Origin of the sequence: Paenibacillus sp. LjRoot56 (genome assembly GCF_964253335.1) — a bacterium.
GTDB lineage: Bacteria > Bacillota > Bacilli > Paenibacillales > NBRC-103111 > Paenibacillus_E > Paenibacillus_E allorhizoplanae.
On record NZ_CAXURV020000003.1, the window covers coordinates 701,904 to 722,404 of the forward strand.

The following is a 20,501-nucleotide window of genomic DNA, read 5'->3' on the forward strand; positions in this document are numbered from 1 at the left end:
TGAACATCCAGCTGAATCCAACAAAGCACCCAAGTGGTGCTTTTTATTTTGTTTTTCTCTCATTTTTTTAGTAAATATATATTTAATCCCTTCTATTTTCACCCTAATACGTCCAATAGCAATTTTCAGGATCCTTATCAAAAAGAAACCCTTTAAATATAGTCGTATGAAGCTGATGTTGATCGGTACGCTCTTGATATTGAATCCTACAACAAAGCTTTGGTTCTACCCAAAATGTTTGCTTTTTCATTCTAATTTGTAGCTGTATTGCTATCTCTTGAAATGCGTACTTATCATCTTCACTAATACCAACTTCAACAAAACCAACAGGTTTATACTTAACTGTTTTAAAGTGCAGTCCTACTACCAAGCCAAACTTGGGTTCTGTACGATAGCCTAAAATAATGGTGTCGATCGTTTTGAAATTTTTAATTTTCAACCAATCATTCGTTACTACACCCAAAACATATTTGGAGTCTTTTCGCTTCGCTACAATGCCTTCCATATCATGTTCGTTGCTCCAAGAGCTTAAATCTCTTCCACGCCCTTCAATATAAACGGTTGGAGTGATCATGTCTGTGCTTCTGATTATCTCTTTGAGTCGATTTTTACGGGTCATAAGTGGTTCCTTCAGGTGCTCTGAACCAGTAAACAATACATCAAAAACAACAAATGTAGCAGGGTGCGTTCTAAGCGCAGCTTTGATTTTGGCTGAATCAGAAATACGACCACGATAGGAAAAATCATCAAACACAGATCTGCCGTCTCGCATACATACGCCTTCACAATCCAATATGCAAGTATCGGCTTTTATTGAAGAAATTGCTGCCTGCAGTTCGGGAAATTTGCTTGTAACAACAAGACCATTTCGGGTAAACGCTTCTAATCGAGTCCCCTGTTTGTGTAAAAGAATTCTCCAGCCGTCCCATTTGGGTTCAAAAATATATCCCTCATCATCAAACGCTTCTTTACCGCTCGCAACAATCATTGGCTTTAAAGGAGAAAATAGCATGCAAATTACACCTTTTTTATTAGACCTCAGAGTAGAATGATAACCATTATGTCCTCAATCCCTATCCGAGCATACTTCTTATATAAAAAACTCATTTACACCATCCTATTCACCGAAAATAAAGCTATATCATCTCTAGATACAATAAACAGCAAGTTGAATACGATGTAACATCATCTTGTTCCGAAAGCATCGGACAAAGAGAAAGCCTTGGGGAAATCCCCAAGGCTTTTTTTCATTAGTATTTACTTACCCTTTTTTCTACTTTTACCATGATTCGGTTTATTATCTTCTTGATCTTTAGCGTGATTTTCTTGTTGTTTATCGTGTGTTGTCATACATTAGCCCACCCATCTGAGTAATTGAAAACATAAATATTGTACTCATCAAAGGGGTATTGTACGCATCCACTTTGTACCAATTACTAGATCTCATCAAGTAACCAAATTATGTTCCAAATCTATGACAAATGACGTTCCAAACGGTGCCAAAGTGAATTACAACTCACAACGACTGTGAGTTGTAATTCATCTTGGCATACAAAATACCACTAAATGAGGCGTTTTGTAACGTACATTTGGCACTCGTTGGAATGATAATTGGCATAAACTGTTATTTTCTGTAATTACTTTTGTCACAAAAGGTTTTTCTAATGCATTAATTATTGATTCTATACCCCGGTTTACTTTTTTATATAAATTTTATCTATCTCGAATTCATACTTATTTTTATTCTGTTTACCATCCATGTGGGTATATCTGTTTTGATTTGTTTGTAGAGTTGCTCAATTGAATTAAAAGTTGGACGGAAAAAACCTTGATGGTAATCGCTAACCTTACTCCTGAACCTTTTTTGTCTCTCGTCCACCACTTCCCCTTCTTTCTGATAAATGAGAATTTTCGCTGAGTTATGATACTTTGCGGTATCATACTCCATTTCGGTTACCGAGCGAGTTTCATGAGGGGGATTCCACCCAAATCAATTTTATGAGGTGTTTTGAAAAAAAAAAAAAAAACCGGTTGACGGGGATTAAAAAACATTCGCGTTTTTGTCGCAGGATAAGTTGTCAGTGGACAAGAACATTACGATCTGCAGCTCTTATCCCTTTCAATCAACTTTATTTATCTTGTTTTCAAGCCAATCGATCGCTTTGCCGAAATGTCCAGAGGAACTTAGTAAAGCGGCAAGAGCTTCGTCCAAACCGATCTGATACTTGATCATTAGGACCGCTGCCCTGACATCTCCGCCAGCGAGATCACTAGTCGTTGTCGCAATTTGGAAATCTGCGCCTGTAGCTTCCATAATCGTACGCACTGCCCTATCTCGCAACTTTTGATTAGTTGCTTGAACGTTGACCATCAAGTTTCCGTAAACTTTCCCTAAACGAATCATAGAAGCGGTTGTTATCATGTTAAGCACCATTTTCTGAGCTGTTCCGGCTTTCAATCTTGTTGAACCGGTAACCACCTCCGGACCTACAGCAATTTCGATCGGATAACGTGCCGCTGCGCTTAGAGGCGTATCGATGTTGCACGAAATTCCGATGGTAACCGCCCCTATAGTGTTTGCTGCACGAACAGCGCCTATTACATAGGGGGTATGCCCGCTAGCAGCAATGCCTACAAGCGCGTCTCCAGTCTTGATATTTTGCTGGGCATCCGCACTTCCAGCAGACTCGTCATCCTCCGCATTTTCGATCGCATTGGTTAACGCATCCGGGCCCCCAGCTATGATCCCGTTGACCAAGCTTTTCTCAACGCCGAAAGTAGGAGGACATTCAGACGCGTCCAGTACACCTAATCTTCCACTGGTTCCTGCTCCAATGTAAAACAGCCGCCCGCCCTCCTTTAACTGAACTACGATACGCTCGATCGCCTGTTCAATTTGCGGAATCGCATTACGAACTGACAACGCAACCGTTTGATCTTCGTCATTCATGAGCGAGATAATATCTTTTACCGAAAGCAGATCTAAATTTCTGCTTTTTTCATTTCGCTGTTCTGTTGTCCGTTTACTCAATTGGTTATCCATCTGCACGCTCCTTAAGACATTTCATTCTTTAATCTCAGACAGAATCTTTTATTTGTTCCCACGTTGCCTCTATCCGTATCTTTACACCATTGTCCAAATCCTTTTTCCGCTTCAATAAAGCCAGCATATAGGCACCTACAGACGCAGGGAAGTTAGGCTTCCTGGGTTGCAATCCCAAAGCCAGCATGTTTACCCTCGCGAGAAAGCTTGATTCAAAGAGATGGTCGGAGAATAGCCCACCGTTTAGAATAAGCGGTAACTCCTCCGCCTCGTAAAATAGTTTTGTTTTTGCAGAACGAACAAGGGAAATTAAATTGCTTATCGAATGCTCAACAATCTCTAATGCAACAGTGTCACCCAGCCTGGCAGCCTCCATGACCACCACAGACAAGTCTGCAACTGTTTTCCGAGGATTCTCGGCGTGATATATGATGTTGATCAGCCCTGCAGGCTCCTGTAACCCCAAACGACTTAATATTAGATTTGTTAGCAATGTGATCCGTCCATACCCATCATATTGCTGCACGACCGCGGTAAGCGCTTTCTTTCCTAAGTCATATCCACTTCCCTCATCGCCAAAAATATGCCCCCAGCCACCTACCCGGACACTTGCTCCCGTTGAAGGAGAATAACCGTAAGCGATGGAACCAGTGCCCGCGATAAGCACAATACCAGCTCCTCCCCATGTGCCCGCTGCAAGCGCAGTCACAGCGTCGTTGTTGATGGTTATGGCCGTATTAACCGGAAACAAACCGGATAAGTCCTTGGAGATAAGCTCTTTTTCTGTTGCCCTGTCGCTTCCGGCAAGCCCCAAATAAATGCCGGACAACTGCGAAGACTCCGAGCGTGAGATGTACAGACACTTATGAATTAGCTCTATTAGGGTTGTCCGAACCTCCTGCCACGAACGAGAATTGACATTTCCAGAGTCACCAACACAGTAAGCCAGAATGTTGCCGTATTCATCGCCGATGAGACAGGATGTCTTCGTACCCCCTCCATCAATACCGATAAATCTTGGTGTACCTTCCCCCTTACTTGACTGCACCTGCCGTCATCCCTTCCATAAATTGTTTTGACGACAAAAGGAACAACATGATCATAGGTAATGAAGATAAGGTGAGACCTGCGAAAAGCATGCTCCAGTCTGTCGAATACTCCCCGAATAACGCCATCATACCGATAGGAATCGTTTTCTGCGCTTCTTCCTGAATAAAAATAAGAGGGAAGAAAAAATCATTCCATACCGTAATAAAATTCATGATCATAACAGTCCCCAATGCCGGACGCATGAGTGGAATCAATATTTTAACGAATATCCCCAGCTCAGAGCTGCCGTCAATTCTTGCTGACTCCTCAAGTTCCTTCGGCAGTGTTCGGAAAAAACCAGTAAGAATAAGCACTGACATCGGAATTCCAATCGCAATATAAACCAATATTAAAGACCATAATGAATTGAATAAGCTTAAACTTTTCATCAACATAAACAAGGGGATAATCCCCAGCTTTATCGGAATCATCATGCCAAGCAAGAAGTAGAAAAACAATGCTCCATTCCAGCGGTATGAATATCTCGCCAAATAAAAGGAAGCCAGCGAGCCAAACATGAGTATGAGCAAGACCGATGTGACGCTAACAATGATACTGTTCGTTAAAAAGGTGAAGTATGGGAGCTGATCCAATAACTTTACGTAAGCCTTAAAGTTCGGACTGGTAGGTAAGCTAAACGGATTTTTTAGAATATCAATATTGCTTTTCAAAGAAGACATCAGCATTAACAAGATTGGAAAAAGACTCAATATGGTAAACAAAATAGCGATTAAATACTGAATAGTGCGCATGGTGACGCTTGTTTTCATTTTGAATCTCCTCCTTAATGTGTGGCTTCTGAATGACGAGTGTAGTACATAAAGACTGCCGACAGACTTGCGATGATCGCAAACAATACAACCGCCAATGCCGACCCCAGTCCAATTGCTGCTGAATCGCCGGATGATACGCCGAACGCAGTGCGGTAAAAGAAAACGGCAAGCGTATCCGTTGAATGATACGGTTCTCCCTGGGATCCTTGCATCGCGTACACCATCTCGAACGCTTCGAAAGCGTGGATGAAGGTGTAAATCGTCATGATTACCAGCGATTGTGTCATCATCGGCAAAACCATGGTGCGGATGAGTCTGAAACCACTGACTCCTTCTAGTTGGGCAGCCTCCAGAACTTCTTTTGAAATCGCTTGCAGTCCAGCAAGAAATATGAGTATGGCAAACCCGATGCCAAACCAGCAGTTTGCCAAGATGACAGAAGTCAGCGCTGTTTTAGTATCGCCGAGCCATGCCATCCTCCATTCTCCAAGCCCTATTTTACTCAATAAAACGTTCAGGGCGCCTGTATTAGGATTAAGAATCAACTTCCATAAGAAGCCTACCACGATGACGGAAAGCAGTCTCGGCAGAAAAAATGCCATTTTGAAAAAAGAGCTGCCTTTAATCCGTGAATATAAAATATAAGCAAGAATGAAGGCAACCCCATTCTGGGCAACCATGACAAGAAAGAAATAATAAATGTTGTGGACCAACGCTTGCCAGAACATTTCATTAAATGGTTCCTGCGTGAATAGCGTAACAAAATTCTCTAGTCCGACAAATGCTCCCTTCGTTAACCCTTTCCAATCAAATAAACTGTAGCTGAAAGCAGCTAAAATCGGATAGACGATAAACATTGTATACAGAATGATGGCGGGTAAAGGAAATAAATGAATAATGCCCTTTTTCCAATGGGGTATTCCTCGATCTGCCTTGTTCATAACTTTTCCACCTTTATAAGCATTTTTACTTTTTCGGTTTAAACCAAGAATCAACGCTTTTCTGAACTTCTTCCGTTACTTGTTGAGGACTCAGCTTATTTAAATACATCCCCTGCAATGCATTCTCTAATGTCGCCTTCGAAGTAGGATTACCGAAAGCAAAGTAAACGACGAACGTATAAGGTGTAGCAATACTATTGGAATATTTCGTTATTTTGGAAACGAGCGGCTCTTTTGATTCGACTCCTGGCACCGTAGTTGGTTTCATCATCTCATCACTAACGATCGTACCGAACTCTTTGGTTGTCATAAATTCCAAAAACTTTCTGGCAGCCACTTTGTTCGGTGATTTAGCATTTATGGCATAAGAGCCATCCACCCAAGTTGTTACTGATTGCTTACCGCTCTTATCTGGAATAGGGAAAACATCGAAATCCAAAGATGGGTTTGCTTGTTTCGTAGGAGCAAGATCAAAGCTACCCATAATCTCCATTGCTGCCTGCTCGGAAGCAAACATATTTCGCATATCATCTTGGCCCATTCCGGCAAAATTAGCTGGGAAATATGGCGTTAAGTCTTTCATCATTTGAATGGAGTCCATAAATTCCTTAGATTTAAAGTTTGTTTGACCAGTGAGCAATTTCTGAACAAATTCGTTGCCACCATATAGGGCAGGCCCTAATGCACCATGCGTTAAAGAAAGGATAAAGCTTTCCTTTGCTCCAAAAGCAAATGGAACGACTTTATTTTGTTTCAGTGTCTCAGCAACCTTGATAAATTCATCCCACGTTTTTGGCTCCTGTAAGTTATATTTCTTGAAAATTTGTTTATTATAAAATACTAAAGTTGTGCTATACACCATTGGAACTCCGTACACTTTACCGTTTGATCCAGTTGTCGCTAACAACGCATCTTTAGGGAAAACATCTAAACCCTTCAGTCCGTCAAGAGGCTCCAAATATCCAGCATCCGATAAAGTCTGTCCTACACCGTAAGGACGCAATTGAATTAAATCTGGACCGCCGCCTGTTTGCAATGCCGTATTTAATACCGTGGCGTATTCCGTGTTTTTTGTTGGACTGAATTGAATTTCTATATCTGGATGGTTCTTGTTAAAAGCTTTGATGATTTTTTCGTAAATATCTTTATCCTCGGGCCGCCAGCTTCCCATAGTTAGCTTGACTTTCTGAGTAGCCTCCTTCACCTCCGTATTTCCCTTATTGCATCCCGTTAATGCAATAACAACGGAAACTAACGTGATTAAACCTAGCGTAATTTTCTTTTTCACTTTTATTCCTCCCCTATCATGTTTTTTTATATTAACCTTCATTCCGAAGATTAATAACACATTTAGAATGCTAATCCACCGATTTTTTACTAATATTTGCAGCAATGCCTACGTACATCACGTCGATAATGTTAAGTTGGGCTATTCTTGAAGCCATGGCACCGCTGCGGATGCTATATTCAAGTGAGCTCGTATATAAGCGGATGTCTGCTAGATTGGAGACTGGATTTTTACTGAACCTGGTTAGTGTTATTATTTTTGCTCCATTGCGTTTAGCAATATGCAATGACTTGATGATGTCCTCTGTTTGACCCGAATAGGAAATGCCAAGGACGACGTCTTCCTTCTCCAAGTTGGATGCGAGGGTTGCTTGCAAATCAAATCCATATCCTGATTCACACCAACGGTTAATTCGCGTCAGTTTTTGTTTGAAATCTTCGGCAATAATTGCCGAAGTACCAACACCAAACAACACAATTTTCCTCGCTCCTTTGAGAACGTGTATGGCTTGTTCAAGCATCTCTATGGATAACAATTTCATCGTATCTTGAATGGATTTGATATTATTATTTGTTAATGATGACGATATTTCCGATATTGAATTGTCTCCATGAATCTCTTGATAAGAGTCGGAGTAGGAATGTCCTCCAGCTAAATCGGCTGCTATTTTCAGCTTTAGTTCCTTAAAGCCGGTGTAGTTTAAGGAACGCGACAATCGAATGATTGTTGATTCGCTCACTTCTGCCAACTCCGCTAGACGTTGTACCGACAAATGAATAACCATCTTCGGCTGACTAATGATGAACTCGCCTGCTTTTTTTTCCATTGGTGTGAGTGTAGTTAAAGCCGCCTCAATGCTGACAAGTCCCGCCTTCTAACATGAACTCCAACTCCTATAGACGATTAGGATCACTCCTTCTACTCAATCATTTCGAAATTAGCTCCAAGCCAAGAGTAGAAGTTATCCTGTGTATCTTTTAAAGAATGGAACAATTTCGTCACCATTTCTTTCTTTATTTGGGAATATTCCGTGTTATCGATTTGATTGACTAGCTCGTAAGGATCATTTTCTAAGTCATAAAGCTCACTGACATCAGCAGGATTAATGACAAGTTTGAATCGAGAATCCTTTAACATGCGCTGCGGATATGGAAAATGCAGTCCATGAAATTCGCAAATGATCTCTTTTCTCCAGTTCGGAACTGGACAACCCTTAAGGATGGGTACTAAGCTCCGACCATCATATCTTTCAGGAACGTTCGTTCCAGAGAGTTCTATAAAAGTAGCCGTTACATCCACTAGAGATACTAACTCCTCACTGACAGAACCCTGCAGCCCTTCAGGCATTCGGATGATTAGTGGTATTCGATATATGTCTTCATACATAGCCGGTCCTTTATCGTTCATCTTATGAGAGCCGGTAAATTCACCATGATCTGTTGTAAAAAAAACAGCTGTTGAATCCTGTAGATTCAGTTGATTTAATGTCTCCACAATCATACCCGTTAGATCATCGATCATTTTGGCATATCCGCGATAAACAGCTACATATTTTTTCCATTCTGTTTCTGTGAAACAATCATATGCCCAATACTTAGAGTAATGGCGTTGCACCATCGGCTTGTTGTGAAACTCCTCTTGGTATGCGGGAGATAGCTCGATTTCATTTGAATCATATAAATTGTAATAATAACTGGGCATAATATAGGGCAAATGAGGACCGAACCAATGACATGCCAGATAAAACGGTTGGCCAGTCTCACGGTAATCCTCGGCGTATTGCTTTAGTTTATTTATTGTGCGATGAGCAAGGAAATACTCAAACGTCGCTTCGAGTGGTCCATCGAATTCGGCTGAAAAGACGACAGTCGGTTTGCCATTTGGCAAAACTCCACGTGTTTCATTGGAGATGCTGAATGGCGGAAGTTTATTTGCAGTAAGATATTCAAGGTACTCTGGATGGTCGATCGGGTTCCCCCAACCCGGAAAATGTACAGCATCAAAACCGAAATAGGAAGCTGGTTGCTTCTCGCTTACATGCCATTTCCCCTCTAACCCCACGTTATAGCCAGCTTCTTTAAGGTAGTGCGAGAAAGGAATATGTGCTTCGTTCACAACCTCTGGATAACCGATATTTCGTTCGAAATTCGTCAAAATACAATGCTTATGTGGCATAAGTCCGGTCAGCAGAGAAGCTCTAGCTGGTGTACAGACTGCATTCGGTGTGTAAGCGCAGTCAAATTTGACACCCGACTCGGCTAAACTGTCGGCATGAGGAGTATCTACCAAAGCGTTGCCGTAACATCCTAGCGTGTCCGTTCTCTGCTGATCGGAAAATAGAAATAACATGTTCATTGACTTTTTCTGATTCATTTGATCCGCAACCCCTTATTAACTGATATATATTTCTTGCCTTTATCCCATCTTTACACCATTGAATATTTGCTCGATTGCCAAGGATGCTGCTCCTATGGCGACTGAATTTTCCGGAAAAGGCGATGGTATTATCGCCACTCCTTTCAGCATATAAGGAACCGCATGATTGGAAATAGAGGATTTCACAGTATCCATGAAACCTTCTACCTGATTCATCCGGCTACCAATAATGACATGATCCGGGTTCAGCAGATTAATGGAACTTGCGATTCCAATACCCAATAATTCGCCAGTATGAAGAACTGATTTTTTGGCCTTGACGTCTTCAGCCATAGCCAGTTGAATGATTTCGTTTGCCTTCTTCAGCAAATCACCATCTTCTTCATCAGTAAGTTTTCTTTGATAATAATGCTCTGCCAGTCCAAACTCGGAAGCATGCATTTCAAAAATTTCGCTAGCTTTGCCATCCGCCTTGAACACGGTATGCCCCAGCATTGGCGCAAAGCCGAGTCCCCCACGGTACAAAGTACCTTGAAACATAATGCCTGAACCAATGCCCAGTCCCACATGTACATACATGGATGTCGCTGAACCTTTCATTTTCCCAAAATAATACGTACCAGCTAAAGCTGCATTACCATTCTGCTCTATCGTGACTCTGGTTTGGAAGCGCTCCTCCAATGCGGAACGCAGAGAAATATTCGAAAGATTAGGGTACCTTGCGGACAGAACAATTTCACCAGTACTGGTATTAACGATCCCAGGACAACCAACCCCAATGCCAACGACCCCTAACGGAGGAAGATCAATTCGCTGAAGTTCTTTATCTATAGCATCGCCAATGTCCTTTATAAAATAGTTGGCATCATCCGTTCGCATGTCATAACGACCTTGAAAATGAATTTCCCCCTCCAAGTTGGTAATAATGACATCTAAACCACCGATTCCCAACGCCGCCCCTACAACCAATCCATCTTTCCCATTAAATTGCAGCATCATCGGTGGACGCCCATGGGCTTTGCCAGCTAATCCTACTTCTCGTACCAGCCTGCTACTTATCAGTTCTTCTACACATGAGGTAACAGTCGTTTTATTGAGTCCTGTTTTCTCTGCAATCTCAGCTCTGGATATGGAACCCGCTCGCCTTATTAATGTTAGGACTGTCAGTTTATTGATATCTCTCATAAGTCCGTGTTTAGCCGTCAACATCTCCAACTTTTTTCCCTCCTGAGCTCGATGACTATTATTTGTTTGAATATGACTTCCTGTACTCCTATACCAATATTACTTGTCTTTGTCCAAAAGCCTATTCAATATGTTGACTTCTGACATTGTCCTGTTTAGTATCTCAACGTTTTTTTGATTTAATCTATATTATAGACTAAATGCGTATAGTAAAACTCGCATGTATCTGGAAGTACTCCTCCGTCACGAGCTATATTAATCTTACCAACACTTAGATACAATACTCTAAATGAATACGGTTCCTTTCCTATCATCTACCTATTAACACCATTAATCTAAATTATAGACTAAGTCGATATTATAAATAACACTACAATAAAAATAATATAAAAATTAAGAATAAGATATCTCTTATATTAGCATATATAAAATAATATTTCTACATTTTCTTAATTTCTGATTTTTTTCAATATTAATTGTATGATCATCATTATAAATACCTATGCCTCCTACTTTCTCTTAAACAACAAAGACTACATTATTGCTAATAAAAATGTCTCTATTTTTGCATTGTTAAAGCTTTTTCTTGTTGACGGATTATATGACGTCTCAACTACTATATCCGTTTAGTTGAACAGGCCACCGATAATTACAGTAGCCTATTGTCATGGAGCTATAGTTCTTACGTTAGTTCAATGGTAGGTTAATGATTGATACCCTCATACAAACTAACATAACCCTTTTGATTTTCTCCTATCACAAAATCTTACGTGGATTCATACCAGTTTGCCAAAACCATATGCTCCCATCTATAGTTTTAGCGAGCGTCATATTTGTTCCCCCAGCAACGGCAACAACTTGCTCCATAACTTGATGAGGCTGTGTGCCTTCTTTAGCCCCCCATATCCACAATGTACTATCATCTTTAATGGCAACCGAGTGCGAGGAACCTGTTGAAATAATCTTCGCTCTGGTAAATATGTTCCCCCATGTAATTGCTTTATCACCAAGTCCATGATTGCCAAGAGGACCATAGATATTACCACCAGTCCCTTGCACATCACCGTTGCTTTTCAGTAGAATGGCATGTCCCGTATGTCCTTTAACCTGTACGCCATTGCTTGCTACTTTGACGAATTCCTCAGTACTTTCTAAGCGACCGTCTCCAAATTGTCCTCGATGAGCAAGCCCTCGAGCGAAAACGTCTCCTTGATTTGTAATATAATAATCTGTTCCATCACCAATGCTTGAAAAAACAACGTCTTTGGCTATTTCCACTCCTGGTTTACCTGGTGATTCGAATCTCATTAAAAGACCATCTTGTTTGATTGCAAACACACCAGTACGACCGGCTGAGAAGCTAACAATATTCTCTGCAATAGGTATTATAGCTTTCGGATCTTCAAACCATGCAAGCAACTGTCCATCCTTTAATAAAGCAAAGCTTGTCGTATCTCCGACTCCGACCTGAACAGCACTATCCATCATAGCTTTCGGAATACCATCGTCAGTCCAACCATAAACAATCCCTTCCTTAATTGCTAAATGGCGATTGTAATAAGATGCCACCTCCCCCATTGCACCAAGGGGCTTGAGTAGAACAGATTCATTAGCCTTTGTTCTACTCATAGTCGGAGCAGAGGGAGGGCTAACTGACGACATGGGTTGCTCGTAATTTGTATGAGGAACTTCTCCAGATTTGGCCTCCCTGGGTTTAATATGACTAGAACATCCTGTTAAAAGCAGCATGAGTGATGTGGCAATTAAGACTATGGTTTGCATGGCAGCCCTTCTTTAACTTGAAATGTATTTGGGTAATTTAATAATTTATATATGGACTCCTCGTTAGTTCATTCTATTTTTCATGCGATCGGGCAGAATCACAATTGGAACATGTATCCTCTTCTTTTTTTCGAAGAAATTCAACTTCACAGGAATTACAAACCCAATTATGCTTAAAATTTCTCCTTCACTTATATCATCTTTAAAAAATCCCTTAACGTTTTTCAAAGTTACTTATTAAGACTTCATCCCATTTGCTTTATTAAGATATTATATAACTCAGCTACTTATTTTGCTATTCTGCCCGTAGCTTAATGACTTAGCCTTTAATGCCATTGATTTTCTCATAGCTAAGGCCCAATCGTATTATGGGGTCACCAGATCTTTCTGGTAGACCTCATTTTTGTGTGGTCTTATTATAGCGGTCTACTTGTTCAACCATGGTTAGACTGGTTGGGACATGAATCCCGTATCACATGCGATAGTGTGGAAGACAAGAAGGTTTGGGGTTGCTGGTGAAAATACTACAGGAGTGATGTCATGAATCCAGTTATTGGTGTGGATGTTTCAAAGGGAGAGAGCCATGCACAAGCTTTTTTAGACCGTGGAGTACCTCACAAGATCATCTATCAACCCTTAATAAATCGGTAGATGGCCTGGCTGAAGAGCTACTTGAATATGTTTTAATCCAATCGATACCCGGAATTGGCACTAAGATTGCTGCAATAATTTTAGCTGAGATTGGTGAGATCGATCGATTTGATCACGCAAAGAAACTGGTGGCCTTTGCTGGTGTTGATCCCAGTGTTTTCTTCAGGCAAGTTTGTAGCTACCCAAAATAGAATCCCTAAGCACGGTTCCAGGAGGCTGCGTACTGCCTTATATCAAGCTGTACGATGTGGAATTCGTAGTAATAGAAATAAGAAATTAAGGGCTTATTATGATAAGAAACGCAGTGAGGGAAAGCTGTTCAAAGTAGCAATAATTGCATGTGTAAATAAACTCATCCACTGGATTTTTGCCATCCTAACTTCTAAGGAAGCGTTCGGGCTATAGTGAGTAACAAGAAATGGGAATATATAGAATCCATTTCCACGCTTAACAGAACGACGGTTCTTTCCCATGCACTTTTTTAATTAACTTTAACAACCAACTACTGTTTGTTACCCGGAATGCGCTCTAATCCTAAGCCAGCTGTTAAAAGCATTGAAATCTGTGTTCTCTACCCAATAGTCAGCACTAATGGTTTTTTCTAAACCATCTGCTATGTAATAAGCACTCGCTTTGTGAGGGGGATTTTATATCCCCAAATTTTCTACACAACATCTGAGAATTCTTAAGTCAAATTACTTTTTTTTACCTGGTTGTTTGCTGAGAGCTCATTTATTGATTCAATCAGTATCGCTTCCTTCCTATCTTTCCAAAATTTTTGCAAAAGGTTTATATATCGCTGTTGCCATTTGTGTTGGGCCAGGAAGCTCAGGATAGAAAATAAGCAATATGGCCAGAACATACCCAATCATAAAAAGAGCAGCAAAAGCCATTTTCTCCTTACTGAGATGACTGAATTTGGGCCATTCCAATAGAGTGATCGCAGTAACAAGTAATGTTATCCCCAATACGGATACCCATTTCACTTTTTCTTCACCTCTTTTTCAGGTCTGCTGATTCCTGTATCCGCTATTCCGGGGCTCAACAATTTAGACGCAACTTGGACGTAGACTTGCACTTTTGGAAACTGCTCATCCCACTGATCTTTGATTGCTTCCCATTCTTTGGGATATTTACGGTAAAAGGTTTCCGCGAAACCTACGATATCCGCGTGCATCTTTCCTTGCACTTGTGCCAGTGCGTTCCTCACACGCTTTTCGATAGTTGTATTCAAATTCTGTTCGATCGCTTTTGAAAATTCAGGATCTTTCAAAGAAAGGCTCATTGTATTTTCTATCACCCTTGCTTCTGGTTTCACGTTGACCTTTATGCTCCATTGATTATTTTGAATATCTGGAACTAATTCAGTTTTGCTGCTTTTTACATTCACCGTTACAAATCCATTCCCATCTTGTGATGGCACAGTTACTATTTCTTTTTTTATTTCATTCCTGATCCAGACCACCCCTTTGGTTATCCTCTCGTCAATCCGCTCAACCATTTTATCTTTTTTAAACACAGCTGTTCCCTTAATGAATGGAACCGTTTGAAATTCATTTTTATTCGGCTCCGGAGGCACAATTTCAAGCCATGGCAAGGCCGCGGCACCTGATTTGCCCGCTAACGCTTGAGCAAAAGTTTTAATCGGTACATCCACAACTGAATGCAGCTCCAACATTTCCCGAAGTACTTCTGCCGTGCTTTGTTCCAGCGGTGGGATTAGCTCCAGGACATGTCTTGCACTTCCATGGCAGGCAAAGACCCGAAGACGTACGCGTGCTTGCGGAAATCGCATCATGAAGTCAATCATGTCGCTGACCCCTTCTTTTGCCATCTTCTCTCCAATAATAAAAACTTTATCATGTCCCCAGAAAAGTTCCCGCGGGAACTTTTCTCTCAGCTTCGACATCGCATCGGCCATTGTCACGCCCGTAGCCGATCTAACAAATGTCTGTCCTGCTCCCCCTCCACTGGACATTCCCTCTGAAGGCCCGCCTCCCGCGGATTTGGGTATGAATACTTGCACGGATAGCTCGATTGTATCATTGTCTTTTTTATCGCTTGCCACGCCGAGAATTAAAGCCAAATCGTTGACTTCTCTACGGTCCCAGCAGCCTGTGAGCAATACGAGAACGGCGCCGCAAATAGCAAGAAGGTAAAGCTTTAAGTGTTTAACCCAATAGGACATATTCATCCCTTCTGTCCCCCATTGTTTCGCTGAAGCATTTTTTGCACCATAGCGGCGAGCAGCAAGATGATCGGAACTCCCGCTTCGATTGATGCACTCCAAAAATAAGAAACCGTGCCAAGGAAGTGAGTAAATTCCTGTACATCAGGAGCGACCCATATACTGAACGTAACCAGCATAAAACCAGCCGGAAAAACAAGAGGCCGATAATCCGATAGGCGCAGCCATTGCGAGAGGCCAAGAACAAACGCATAATAATAAATCGTTATTTTGATGAAGGTGCCAATCATCCAAACGGCCATCATGAAAGACTCCAAATGTTCGATAAACCCGGCCATTTCGATGTACCGAATGGCCATCATGACGGGATATACGAGTTGGGAGGTAATATCCCCGAATATAAACAGAGTGGCCATCGTAATAAAAGTCAGCGTAAGCGCTGAGATCACGACGGAGATCATCCCCCACTTCATTCCTTTTTCCGGGTCCCTCAAGTAAGGGAGCATAAATGTAATAAGTACGGAATGAAGTATAACAGCAGCTGGCGGAATCGCCCCAATGAAGGAAGGCATGATTCCGTTCGCAAAGATTGGAAGCATGTTACCGGGTTTCATCGACGGAGTGAGCAAAAGAAAGAAAAGAATCCATAGTATCATCACTATGGGTATAAAGATTTGGGCACATCTGGCTATGACTTCAAGACCTCCGCGCACGGCAAAGGAACAAACCATCACCACACTACCCATAATGACTAGAATGGGGGTTTTAGGGAGAAAAGCAGTCGAAAGAAACTCTCCGGCTGACCTAACAATGTTGCCATCTATTTGCAGAATAGTAAACAAAAAATAAATTCCGACGATTTTCCCTGTAATCGGGCCCAAAACCCGCTCGGCATGCTGAACAATCGTCTCCTTGGGAAAGAGCTTGTATAAGCGATAAACGAAATATACGACAACAAATCCCATGACTGAAGCCCAAATCGGGGACAACCATAAATCCCGCTTGGCAAGCTTTGCCGTTACCGCCGGAATAAGAAGATCTCCCGTCGCCAAGACAACAGAGTATTGAATGAGCGCCATCTGTAAGGAGGAAATTTTGCCTCTTTCAATCATTTGGAATCTTCTCCCTTACCGGACCCGGGTCTTTCCCCAGGAGATTGTCGATACTTATTCCATGCCCCCTTTAAGTGCGGGCGAGTGTTTAACTTCCACCACGGAGCACGGATGAATACATCTTTCATATCGCGAGCTTCCATCGGCGACAATGGAGACAAATAGGGAACACCGAATGAACGCAGCGTGCAAAGATGAATGACCATCGTAATCACGCCGAGAATTAACCCGAGAAAGCCCATCATGCCAGCTAAAATCATCATCGGAAAGCGCAGCATTCGAAGCGAAATTCCTACATTGTAATGAGGAATCATAAAAGAAGCGATTCCTGTAATCGCCACTATCATGACCATCGGGGACGAAACGAGCCCTGCCGCCGTCGCAGCCTGACCAATGACCAATGCTCCAACGATACTAACCGCCGCACCTACTTGTTTCGGAAGCCGGATCCCTGCTTCGCGAAGCGCTTCGAACGTTACCTCCATCAAAAGAGCCTCAAAAAAAGCTGGAAGAGGAATTTCTTCTCTCGACTTGGATATGCTGAGCAAGAGTGTCGTTGGCACCATCTCTTGATGATAGGTAAGAACAGCAACATAAGCCGAAGGAGCCAGTAAGGCAATGCCAACAAAAATGTAGCGAAGCCAACGAAGCATCGTAACAAACATGAAACTCTGATAATAATCCTCGGGCGATTGCAACAAGGAAAAGAGGGTCGTCGGTGCAACAATGGCGAAAGGAGTTCCGTCGACCAGGATGGTGACACGTCCTTCCAATAAGTTGGCAGCGACAGAATCAGGTCTTTCTGTAGTTAAAATTTGCGGGAAAGGAGAATACGGGTTATCTTCGATCATCTCTTCGATATACGCGCTTTCGAGTACACCGTCCAACTCGATTCGCTCTAACCGATTCATGACTTCCCGTACTAAGGTAGGGTCTGCCAGTCCGTCGATATACGCAACAATGATTTTGGTCTTGGTATAACGGCCGACTTTTATTTGATTCATTTTAAACAGAGGTGTTTTGATTCTCCTCAGCAACAAGGACATATTTACTGACAACGTCTCGGTGAATCCTTCCCGAGATCCCCTAATAATAGGCTCTGCCATAGGTTCCTCGATCGAGCGCTTTTCCCACTTGGCTAAATTTAATGCAATGCCCTGCGATTCATTATCGATCAGTAGGACAGGACTACCTTCAAAAATTTGTTCCACAACTTCATCGATCGACTTGATTTTCTTCTGGTTAGAAAGTGATATTTTTTTCTGAAGGAGGGTTTCTATGTTTTCCTGTCCCACCGACGTACTATCCGTTAACGGCGCAAGAACGTATTCATCGATCATATTCTTATCGGACAAGCCTTCGATATAGATAAGAACCGCATTGATTTTCCCGGAAATCAAAAATTTATGAAAAACGACATAAGGGCAGTTTTCATACATGGTTTGGAGTATCTTCAAATTATGACCAAGTCCTAATGAAAGCAGGGTCCCCTCCCCATTCACTTTTTGGGGTATATCAATCGATGTTTCGATTTTCGCGAATTTATTTCTTCTCATGACTATCTTTCTAAAAAAATCCACGATTGATTCCCTCCCCTGGGAATATTTATGAGACTCCTGATGTCCATGAGTTGATTATCTCCTTAATGAACATGGAATATGTATCCACCCGTAAGAGGATCGATAATACTTGAATAAAGCGTGGTTTTACTTATATGTATCATTACCGATCTGCTGCCATGTATGAAAAAAAAGCCGAGTCAGGATTAAAGCTGCTCCTGAACTCGACTTTTTTCGTACTTTTATACTTACTTACGACTACTATCCATAATCAATCGTAAATTCCGGCTGATCCTTGATAGGAACACTGCGGATGACTGACTTTTAGGAAAAAATTTGAAGGATATAGTTTGCCTCATTTAAATGTGCCAATTAACGTTGAAATCTGATGATGCCTGATAGTTTCTGCCAGAAAGCATGGCATGAAACGTTTGTGGTGCTCCATTACTGATAACCTCCAATTGAAATGAAGTCATGTGAATGGGGCATATATAATGGAAGAGAAGATAATTATGACAGTTTCTTCATTTGCTGCGTGTAGATGAAATGAGCTATGATGTATAACTATATAGGGATGGAATAACTGTTATTCCAATGTATATGACTAACAAATCCCAGCCAATTATCAAAGATGGGGTGCCCTACATAGGCTGTTAACGTGCTAAAAAGGACAGCTTTTATTACGAGATGTATTTTGGGAAACTTATAGAGAAGAACCATAACGATAACGGGTATCAAAGTAGCGTCATACGGAAACAACCCAATGTATATTGGGATTACACATACATGATATGTCCACAAATCTAGTTTTACACCAACGACATCAAGTATCAGAGAAATGATTGCAATGACTGCTCCTGCAACGATTGTTTTTTTCTATGGTCCTTATTTACAATTTTCCAACATAAATACCAAGGAAGAACTGATAAGAGGAAGCAGATCGCCCAGTTCCATGTCGGATCGAACTTATTCACTATTACCCCACCTATTCCAATTTCGTAAAATTAAAATCGGGTTTGCTGTTTGCATCGAACATCCCTTTTTTCGCAATCATTTCATAAACACGACGCCTTGTTCGGCGAGCAATTGATGCAGCAGGGAATATCGTAGCCGTTTAATTTGCGTTCGTCAGTCGTCTTCTTGCCGTAAGGGCTATGAATGTCGATCTCATAATTCGTTCGGGCCATAACGTCGTAAACAAGACGTCCGCTCGTCAGATCCTCGCATGTAGGTATCCCATGTACATAAAAGTGCTTAACGAATAATTCGCTTTAGCACAGGGTAAATGGTTTCGGCCATACGCAAGAAACCGAGATCGTTCGGATGGAAACCGTCGACCGTACATGATTCGCGGTTCGTTGTTCCGAAGCAGCTCTCCCCATCAACAAAGTAGACATATGGATCTCCTGAAGACTTCGCATTTTCATAAATCTTTTGGATCACACGTCTAGTTCAACTTTAACATCGTACGGATAGTCACTTGAGTGGAATCCGTACGAAAACGGATGCGTCCGCCTACAGGCGACTTGGCTCTTCGTGCAACCCTCTCGGTCAAATTTCCTAGCAGCTCTTCCGGAAGGCGCCAAAAACGGTTAGGCACAAGCTGGTTTTGCAAACCATAAATTTTTATCGGTTCTTCCGTGCAACGATATGGTTTCATATTCATCCTCATCCCTTATTCGTTGATCTCATATGAAAATTGTGTTCCTAAGTAGATAAAGAGTTAAAGGTAAAGCTTTCGTTTGTATATCGACTTTAAGTTTCCGAAGCTTCTATTACCGTTAGATCTGTCATAACGGAAGCTTCCAGAAGCAGTTTTTTTATGGAATAATGATCGGTCTTGGAAGCCAAGGTAAAGAGTGGTCCCTGTCAGATCCGTTTGTGACATGTACTTTTTCCGTTTATAGGACAATGAATAAAAATGTAGCTATTCTGAAGTTGTGCATTAAAATACTGCGCAATTACTTTTCTAACGAAATAATAAGCTATTTCATTTTCCTTTTTAAGGACAACCCGATACAAGTTTAATAGCTCTATTCCTTTTTTCTAATCTGGGCTTAACCGACATTGAAAGGTTTTTAGTTTTTTGTTCTCAAATACTTTTCGAATGCTGCTTCAGCCTCATCCTCTGACTCTATACCAAACATTTCCTTCATTGTACGAACCAAAGCAATTATTTTCTCCCGCTCTACTCCTGCATGTACAAACCGATCAACAACATATGCCAAAGTCTCGTTATAAACCAACTTGTTTGGTTCTTCTAGTTCATCCTTGGACATCGTATCCTCCTTTTCCAATACATACTTTTTGTAAAGGCGTCTAATTTCCAAGTATGCATGAACGTTTGTTGGAGCATCTCATCGAAGTTTTTACCAAGTGCATAGCGAAAGGAAACTTTTAGCAAAAAAAAACATTTTACTTTTTTGGTAATAACGACATAAACAAAAAACTCCCTGCCTTGATAACTACTTCGCGTCCCTCACACTTTCGGGATGCCAGATTTTACAATTGCAT

The 20,501-nt window shown here is 41.4% G+C and carries 18 protein-coding genes and 1 pseudogene; 1 reads left to right on the forward strand and 18 read right to left on the reverse strand.

Features of this window, described 5'->3' with window-relative positions; genetic code table 11:
- Nucleotides 1-103: 103 nt before the first annotated feature.
- The 10 genes from ACSQ8O_RS22200 to ACSQ8O_RS22245 all read right to left on the reverse strand — a co-directional run bounded on the left by ACSQ8O_RS22200 (nucleotide 104) and on the right by ACSQ8O_RS22245 (nucleotide 12,477).
- Nucleotides 104-1,012: an ATP-dependent DNA ligase gene (locus ACSQ8O_RS22200; RefSeq protein ID WP_436243398.1), complete on the reverse strand. Its 909-nt coding sequence runs from the start codon at nucleotides 1,010-1,012 to the stop codon at nucleotides 104-106.
- 1,107 nt (nucleotides 1,013-2,119) lie between these two features.
- Entirely contained in the window at nucleotides 2,120-3,043 is a 924-nt protein-coding gene (murQ, locus tag ACSQ8O_RS22205; protein ID WP_436243399.1) for an N-acetylmuramic acid 6-phosphate etherase, read from the reverse strand.
- Nucleotides 3,044-3,077: 34 nt separating this feature from the next.
- Nucleotides 3,078-4,091, reverse strand: coding sequence for an N-acetylglucosamine kinase (locus ACSQ8O_RS22210; protein ID WP_436243400.1), 1,014 nt, complete (start codon nucleotides 4,089-4,091; stop codon nucleotides 3,078-3,080).
- Nucleotides 4,078-4,902, reverse strand: coding sequence for a carbohydrate ABC transporter permease (locus ACSQ8O_RS22215; protein ID WP_436243401.1), 825 nt, complete (start codon nucleotides 4,900-4,902; stop codon nucleotides 4,078-4,080). Before ACSQ8O_RS22215 ends, ACSQ8O_RS22210 begins: the two co-directional genes overlap by 14 nt.
- Nucleotides 4,903-4,916: 14 nt before the next feature.
- Nucleotides 4,917-5,846 (reverse strand): carbohydrate ABC transporter permease, encoded by a 930-nt coding sequence (locus ACSQ8O_RS22220; RefSeq protein WP_436243402.1) that lies wholly within the window; start codon nucleotides 5,844-5,846, stop codon nucleotides 4,917-4,919.
- Between the two features lie 25 nt (nucleotides 5,847-5,871).
- On the reverse strand, nucleotides 5,872-7,134 hold the full coding sequence (locus tag ACSQ8O_RS22225; RefSeq protein ID WP_436243403.1) for an ABC transporter substrate-binding protein: 1,263 nt from the start codon (nucleotides 7,132-7,134) through the stop codon (nucleotides 5,872-5,874).
- Between the two features lie 70 nt (nucleotides 7,135-7,204).
- Entirely contained in the window at nucleotides 7,205-7,990 is a 786-nt protein-coding gene (locus ACSQ8O_RS22230) for a MurR/RpiR family transcriptional regulator (RefSeq protein ID WP_436243929.1), read from the reverse strand.
- A gap of 62 nt (nucleotides 7,991-8,052) precedes the next feature.
- Nucleotides 8,053-9,507, reverse strand: a complete 1,455-nt coding sequence (locus tag ACSQ8O_RS22235) for a sulfatase-like hydrolase/transferase (protein WP_436243404.1) — start codon at nucleotides 9,505-9,507, stop codon at nucleotides 8,053-8,055.
- 42 nt (nucleotides 9,508-9,549) lie between these two features.
- Nucleotides 9,550-10,719, reverse strand: coding sequence for an ROK family transcriptional regulator (locus ACSQ8O_RS22240; protein WP_436243930.1), 1,170 nt, complete (start codon nucleotides 10,717-10,719; stop codon nucleotides 9,550-9,552).
- Between the two features lie 732 nt (nucleotides 10,720-11,451).
- A complete protein-coding gene (locus tag ACSQ8O_RS22245) occupies nucleotides 11,452-12,477 on the reverse strand; it encodes an RCC1 domain-containing protein (RefSeq protein ID WP_436243405.1) in 1,026 nt (341 codons plus the stop codon).
- 617 nt (nucleotides 12,478-13,094) lie between these two features.
- On the opposite strand from ACSQ8O_RS22245, the pseudogene ACSQ8O_RS22250 reads away from it, so the two are divergent.
- A pseudogene (locus ACSQ8O_RS22250) lies at nucleotides 13,095-13,533 on the forward strand (transposase); the annotation flags it as partial.
- Nucleotides 13,534-13,889: 356 nt separating this feature from the next.
- Here ACSQ8O_RS22250 and ACSQ8O_RS22255 read toward each other — a convergent pair.
- The 8 genes from ACSQ8O_RS22255 to ACSQ8O_RS22290 all read right to left on the reverse strand — a co-directional run bounded on the left by ACSQ8O_RS22255 (nucleotide 13,890) and on the right by ACSQ8O_RS22290 (nucleotide 20,266).
- Nucleotides 13,890-14,114: a hypothetical protein gene (locus ACSQ8O_RS22255; protein ID WP_436243406.1), complete on the reverse strand. Its 225-nt coding sequence runs from the start codon at nucleotides 14,112-14,114 to the stop codon at nucleotides 13,890-13,892.
- The gene (locus ACSQ8O_RS22260) at nucleotides 14,111-15,322 is read right to left on the reverse strand and encodes a Ger(x)C family spore germination protein (RefSeq protein WP_436243407.1); all 1,212 of its coding nucleotides are present in this window, start codon (nucleotides 15,320-15,322) and stop codon (nucleotides 14,111-14,113) included. Before ACSQ8O_RS22260 ends, ACSQ8O_RS22255 begins: the two co-directional genes overlap by 4 nt.
- Nucleotides 15,319-16,428 (reverse strand): GerAB/ArcD/ProY family transporter, encoded by a 1,110-nt coding sequence (locus ACSQ8O_RS22265; RefSeq protein ID WP_436243408.1) that lies wholly within the window; start codon nucleotides 16,426-16,428, stop codon nucleotides 15,319-15,321. The genes ACSQ8O_RS22260 and ACSQ8O_RS22265 overlap by 4 nt, the downstream gene beginning before the upstream one ends.
- Nucleotides 16,425-17,984, reverse strand: a complete 1,560-nt coding sequence (locus ACSQ8O_RS22270; protein WP_436243409.1) for a spore germination protein — start codon at nucleotides 17,982-17,984, stop codon at nucleotides 16,425-16,427. Before ACSQ8O_RS22270 ends, ACSQ8O_RS22265 begins: the two co-directional genes overlap by 4 nt.
- A gap of 567 nt (nucleotides 17,985-18,551) precedes the next feature.
- A complete protein-coding gene (locus tag ACSQ8O_RS22275; protein ID WP_436243931.1) occupies nucleotides 18,552-18,854 on the reverse strand; it encodes a CBO0543 family protein in 303 nt (100 codons plus the stop codon).
- 387 nt (nucleotides 18,855-19,241) lie between these two features.
- Complete coding sequence (locus ACSQ8O_RS22280; protein ID WP_436243410.1) at nucleotides 19,242-19,430, reverse strand: SGNH/GDSL hydrolase family protein; 189 nt, start codon at nucleotides 19,428-19,430, stop codon at nucleotides 19,242-19,244.
- Nucleotides 19,431-19,434: 4 nt separating this feature from the next.
- Nucleotides 19,435-19,647, reverse strand: a complete 213-nt coding sequence (locus ACSQ8O_RS22285; RefSeq protein ID WP_436243411.1) for an SGNH/GDSL hydrolase N-terminal domain-containing protein — start codon at nucleotides 19,645-19,647, stop codon at nucleotides 19,435-19,437.
- Nucleotides 19,648-20,065: 418 nt separating this feature from the next.
- Nucleotides 20,066-20,266, reverse strand: a complete 201-nt coding sequence (locus ACSQ8O_RS22290) for a hypothetical protein (protein ID WP_436243412.1) — start codon at nucleotides 20,264-20,266, stop codon at nucleotides 20,066-20,068.
- Nucleotides 20,267-20,501: the final 235 nt, after the last annotated feature.

Bases quoted from the DNA above. Each gene is read 5' to 3' on its own strand.
- ACSQ8O_RS22200 (WP_436243398.1), bottom strand. From the start codon at position 1,012: ATGCTATTTTCTCCTTTAAAGCCAATGATTGTTGCGAGCGGTAAAGAA.
- ACSQ8O_RS22265 (WP_436243408.1), bottom strand. From the start codon at position 16,428: ATGATTGAAAGAGGCAAAATTTCCTCCTTACAGATGGCGCTCATTCAA.
- ACSQ8O_RS22245 (WP_436243405.1), bottom strand. From the start codon at position 12,477: ATGCAAACCATAGTCTTAATTGCCACATCACTCATGCTGCTTTTAACA.
- ACSQ8O_RS22285 (WP_436243411.1), bottom strand. From the start codon at position 19,647: ATGAAACCATATCGTTGCACGGAAGAACCGATAAAAATTTATGGTTTG.
- ACSQ8O_RS22240 (WP_436243930.1), bottom strand. From the start codon at position 10,719: ATGTTGACGGCTAAACACGGACTTATGAGAGATATCAATAAACTGACA.
- ACSQ8O_RS22215 (WP_436243401.1), bottom strand. From the start codon at position 4,902: ATGAAAACAAGCGTCACCATGCGCACTATTCAGTATTTAATCGCTATT.
- ACSQ8O_RS22235 (WP_436243404.1), bottom strand. From the start codon at position 9,507: ATGAATCAGAAAAAGTCAATGAACATGTTATTTCTATTTTCCGATCAG.
- ACSQ8O_RS22290 (WP_436243412.1), bottom strand. From the start codon at position 20,266: ATGTCCAAGGATGAACTAGAAGAACCAAACAAGTTGGTTTATAACGAG.
- ACSQ8O_RS22260 (WP_436243407.1), bottom strand. From the start codon at position 15,322: ATGAATATGTCCTATTGGGTTAAACACTTAAAGCTTTACCTTCTTGCT.
- ACSQ8O_RS22270 (WP_436243409.1), bottom strand. From the start codon at position 17,984: ATGAGAAGAAATAAATTCGCGAAAATCGAAACATCGATTGATATACCC.
- murQ (WP_436243399.1), bottom strand. From the start codon at position 3,043: ATGGATAACCAATTGAGTAAACGGACAACAGAACAGCGAAATGAAAAA.
- ACSQ8O_RS22220 (WP_436243402.1), bottom strand. From the start codon at position 5,846: ATGAACAAGGCAGATCGAGGAATACCCCATTGGAAAAAGGGCATTATT.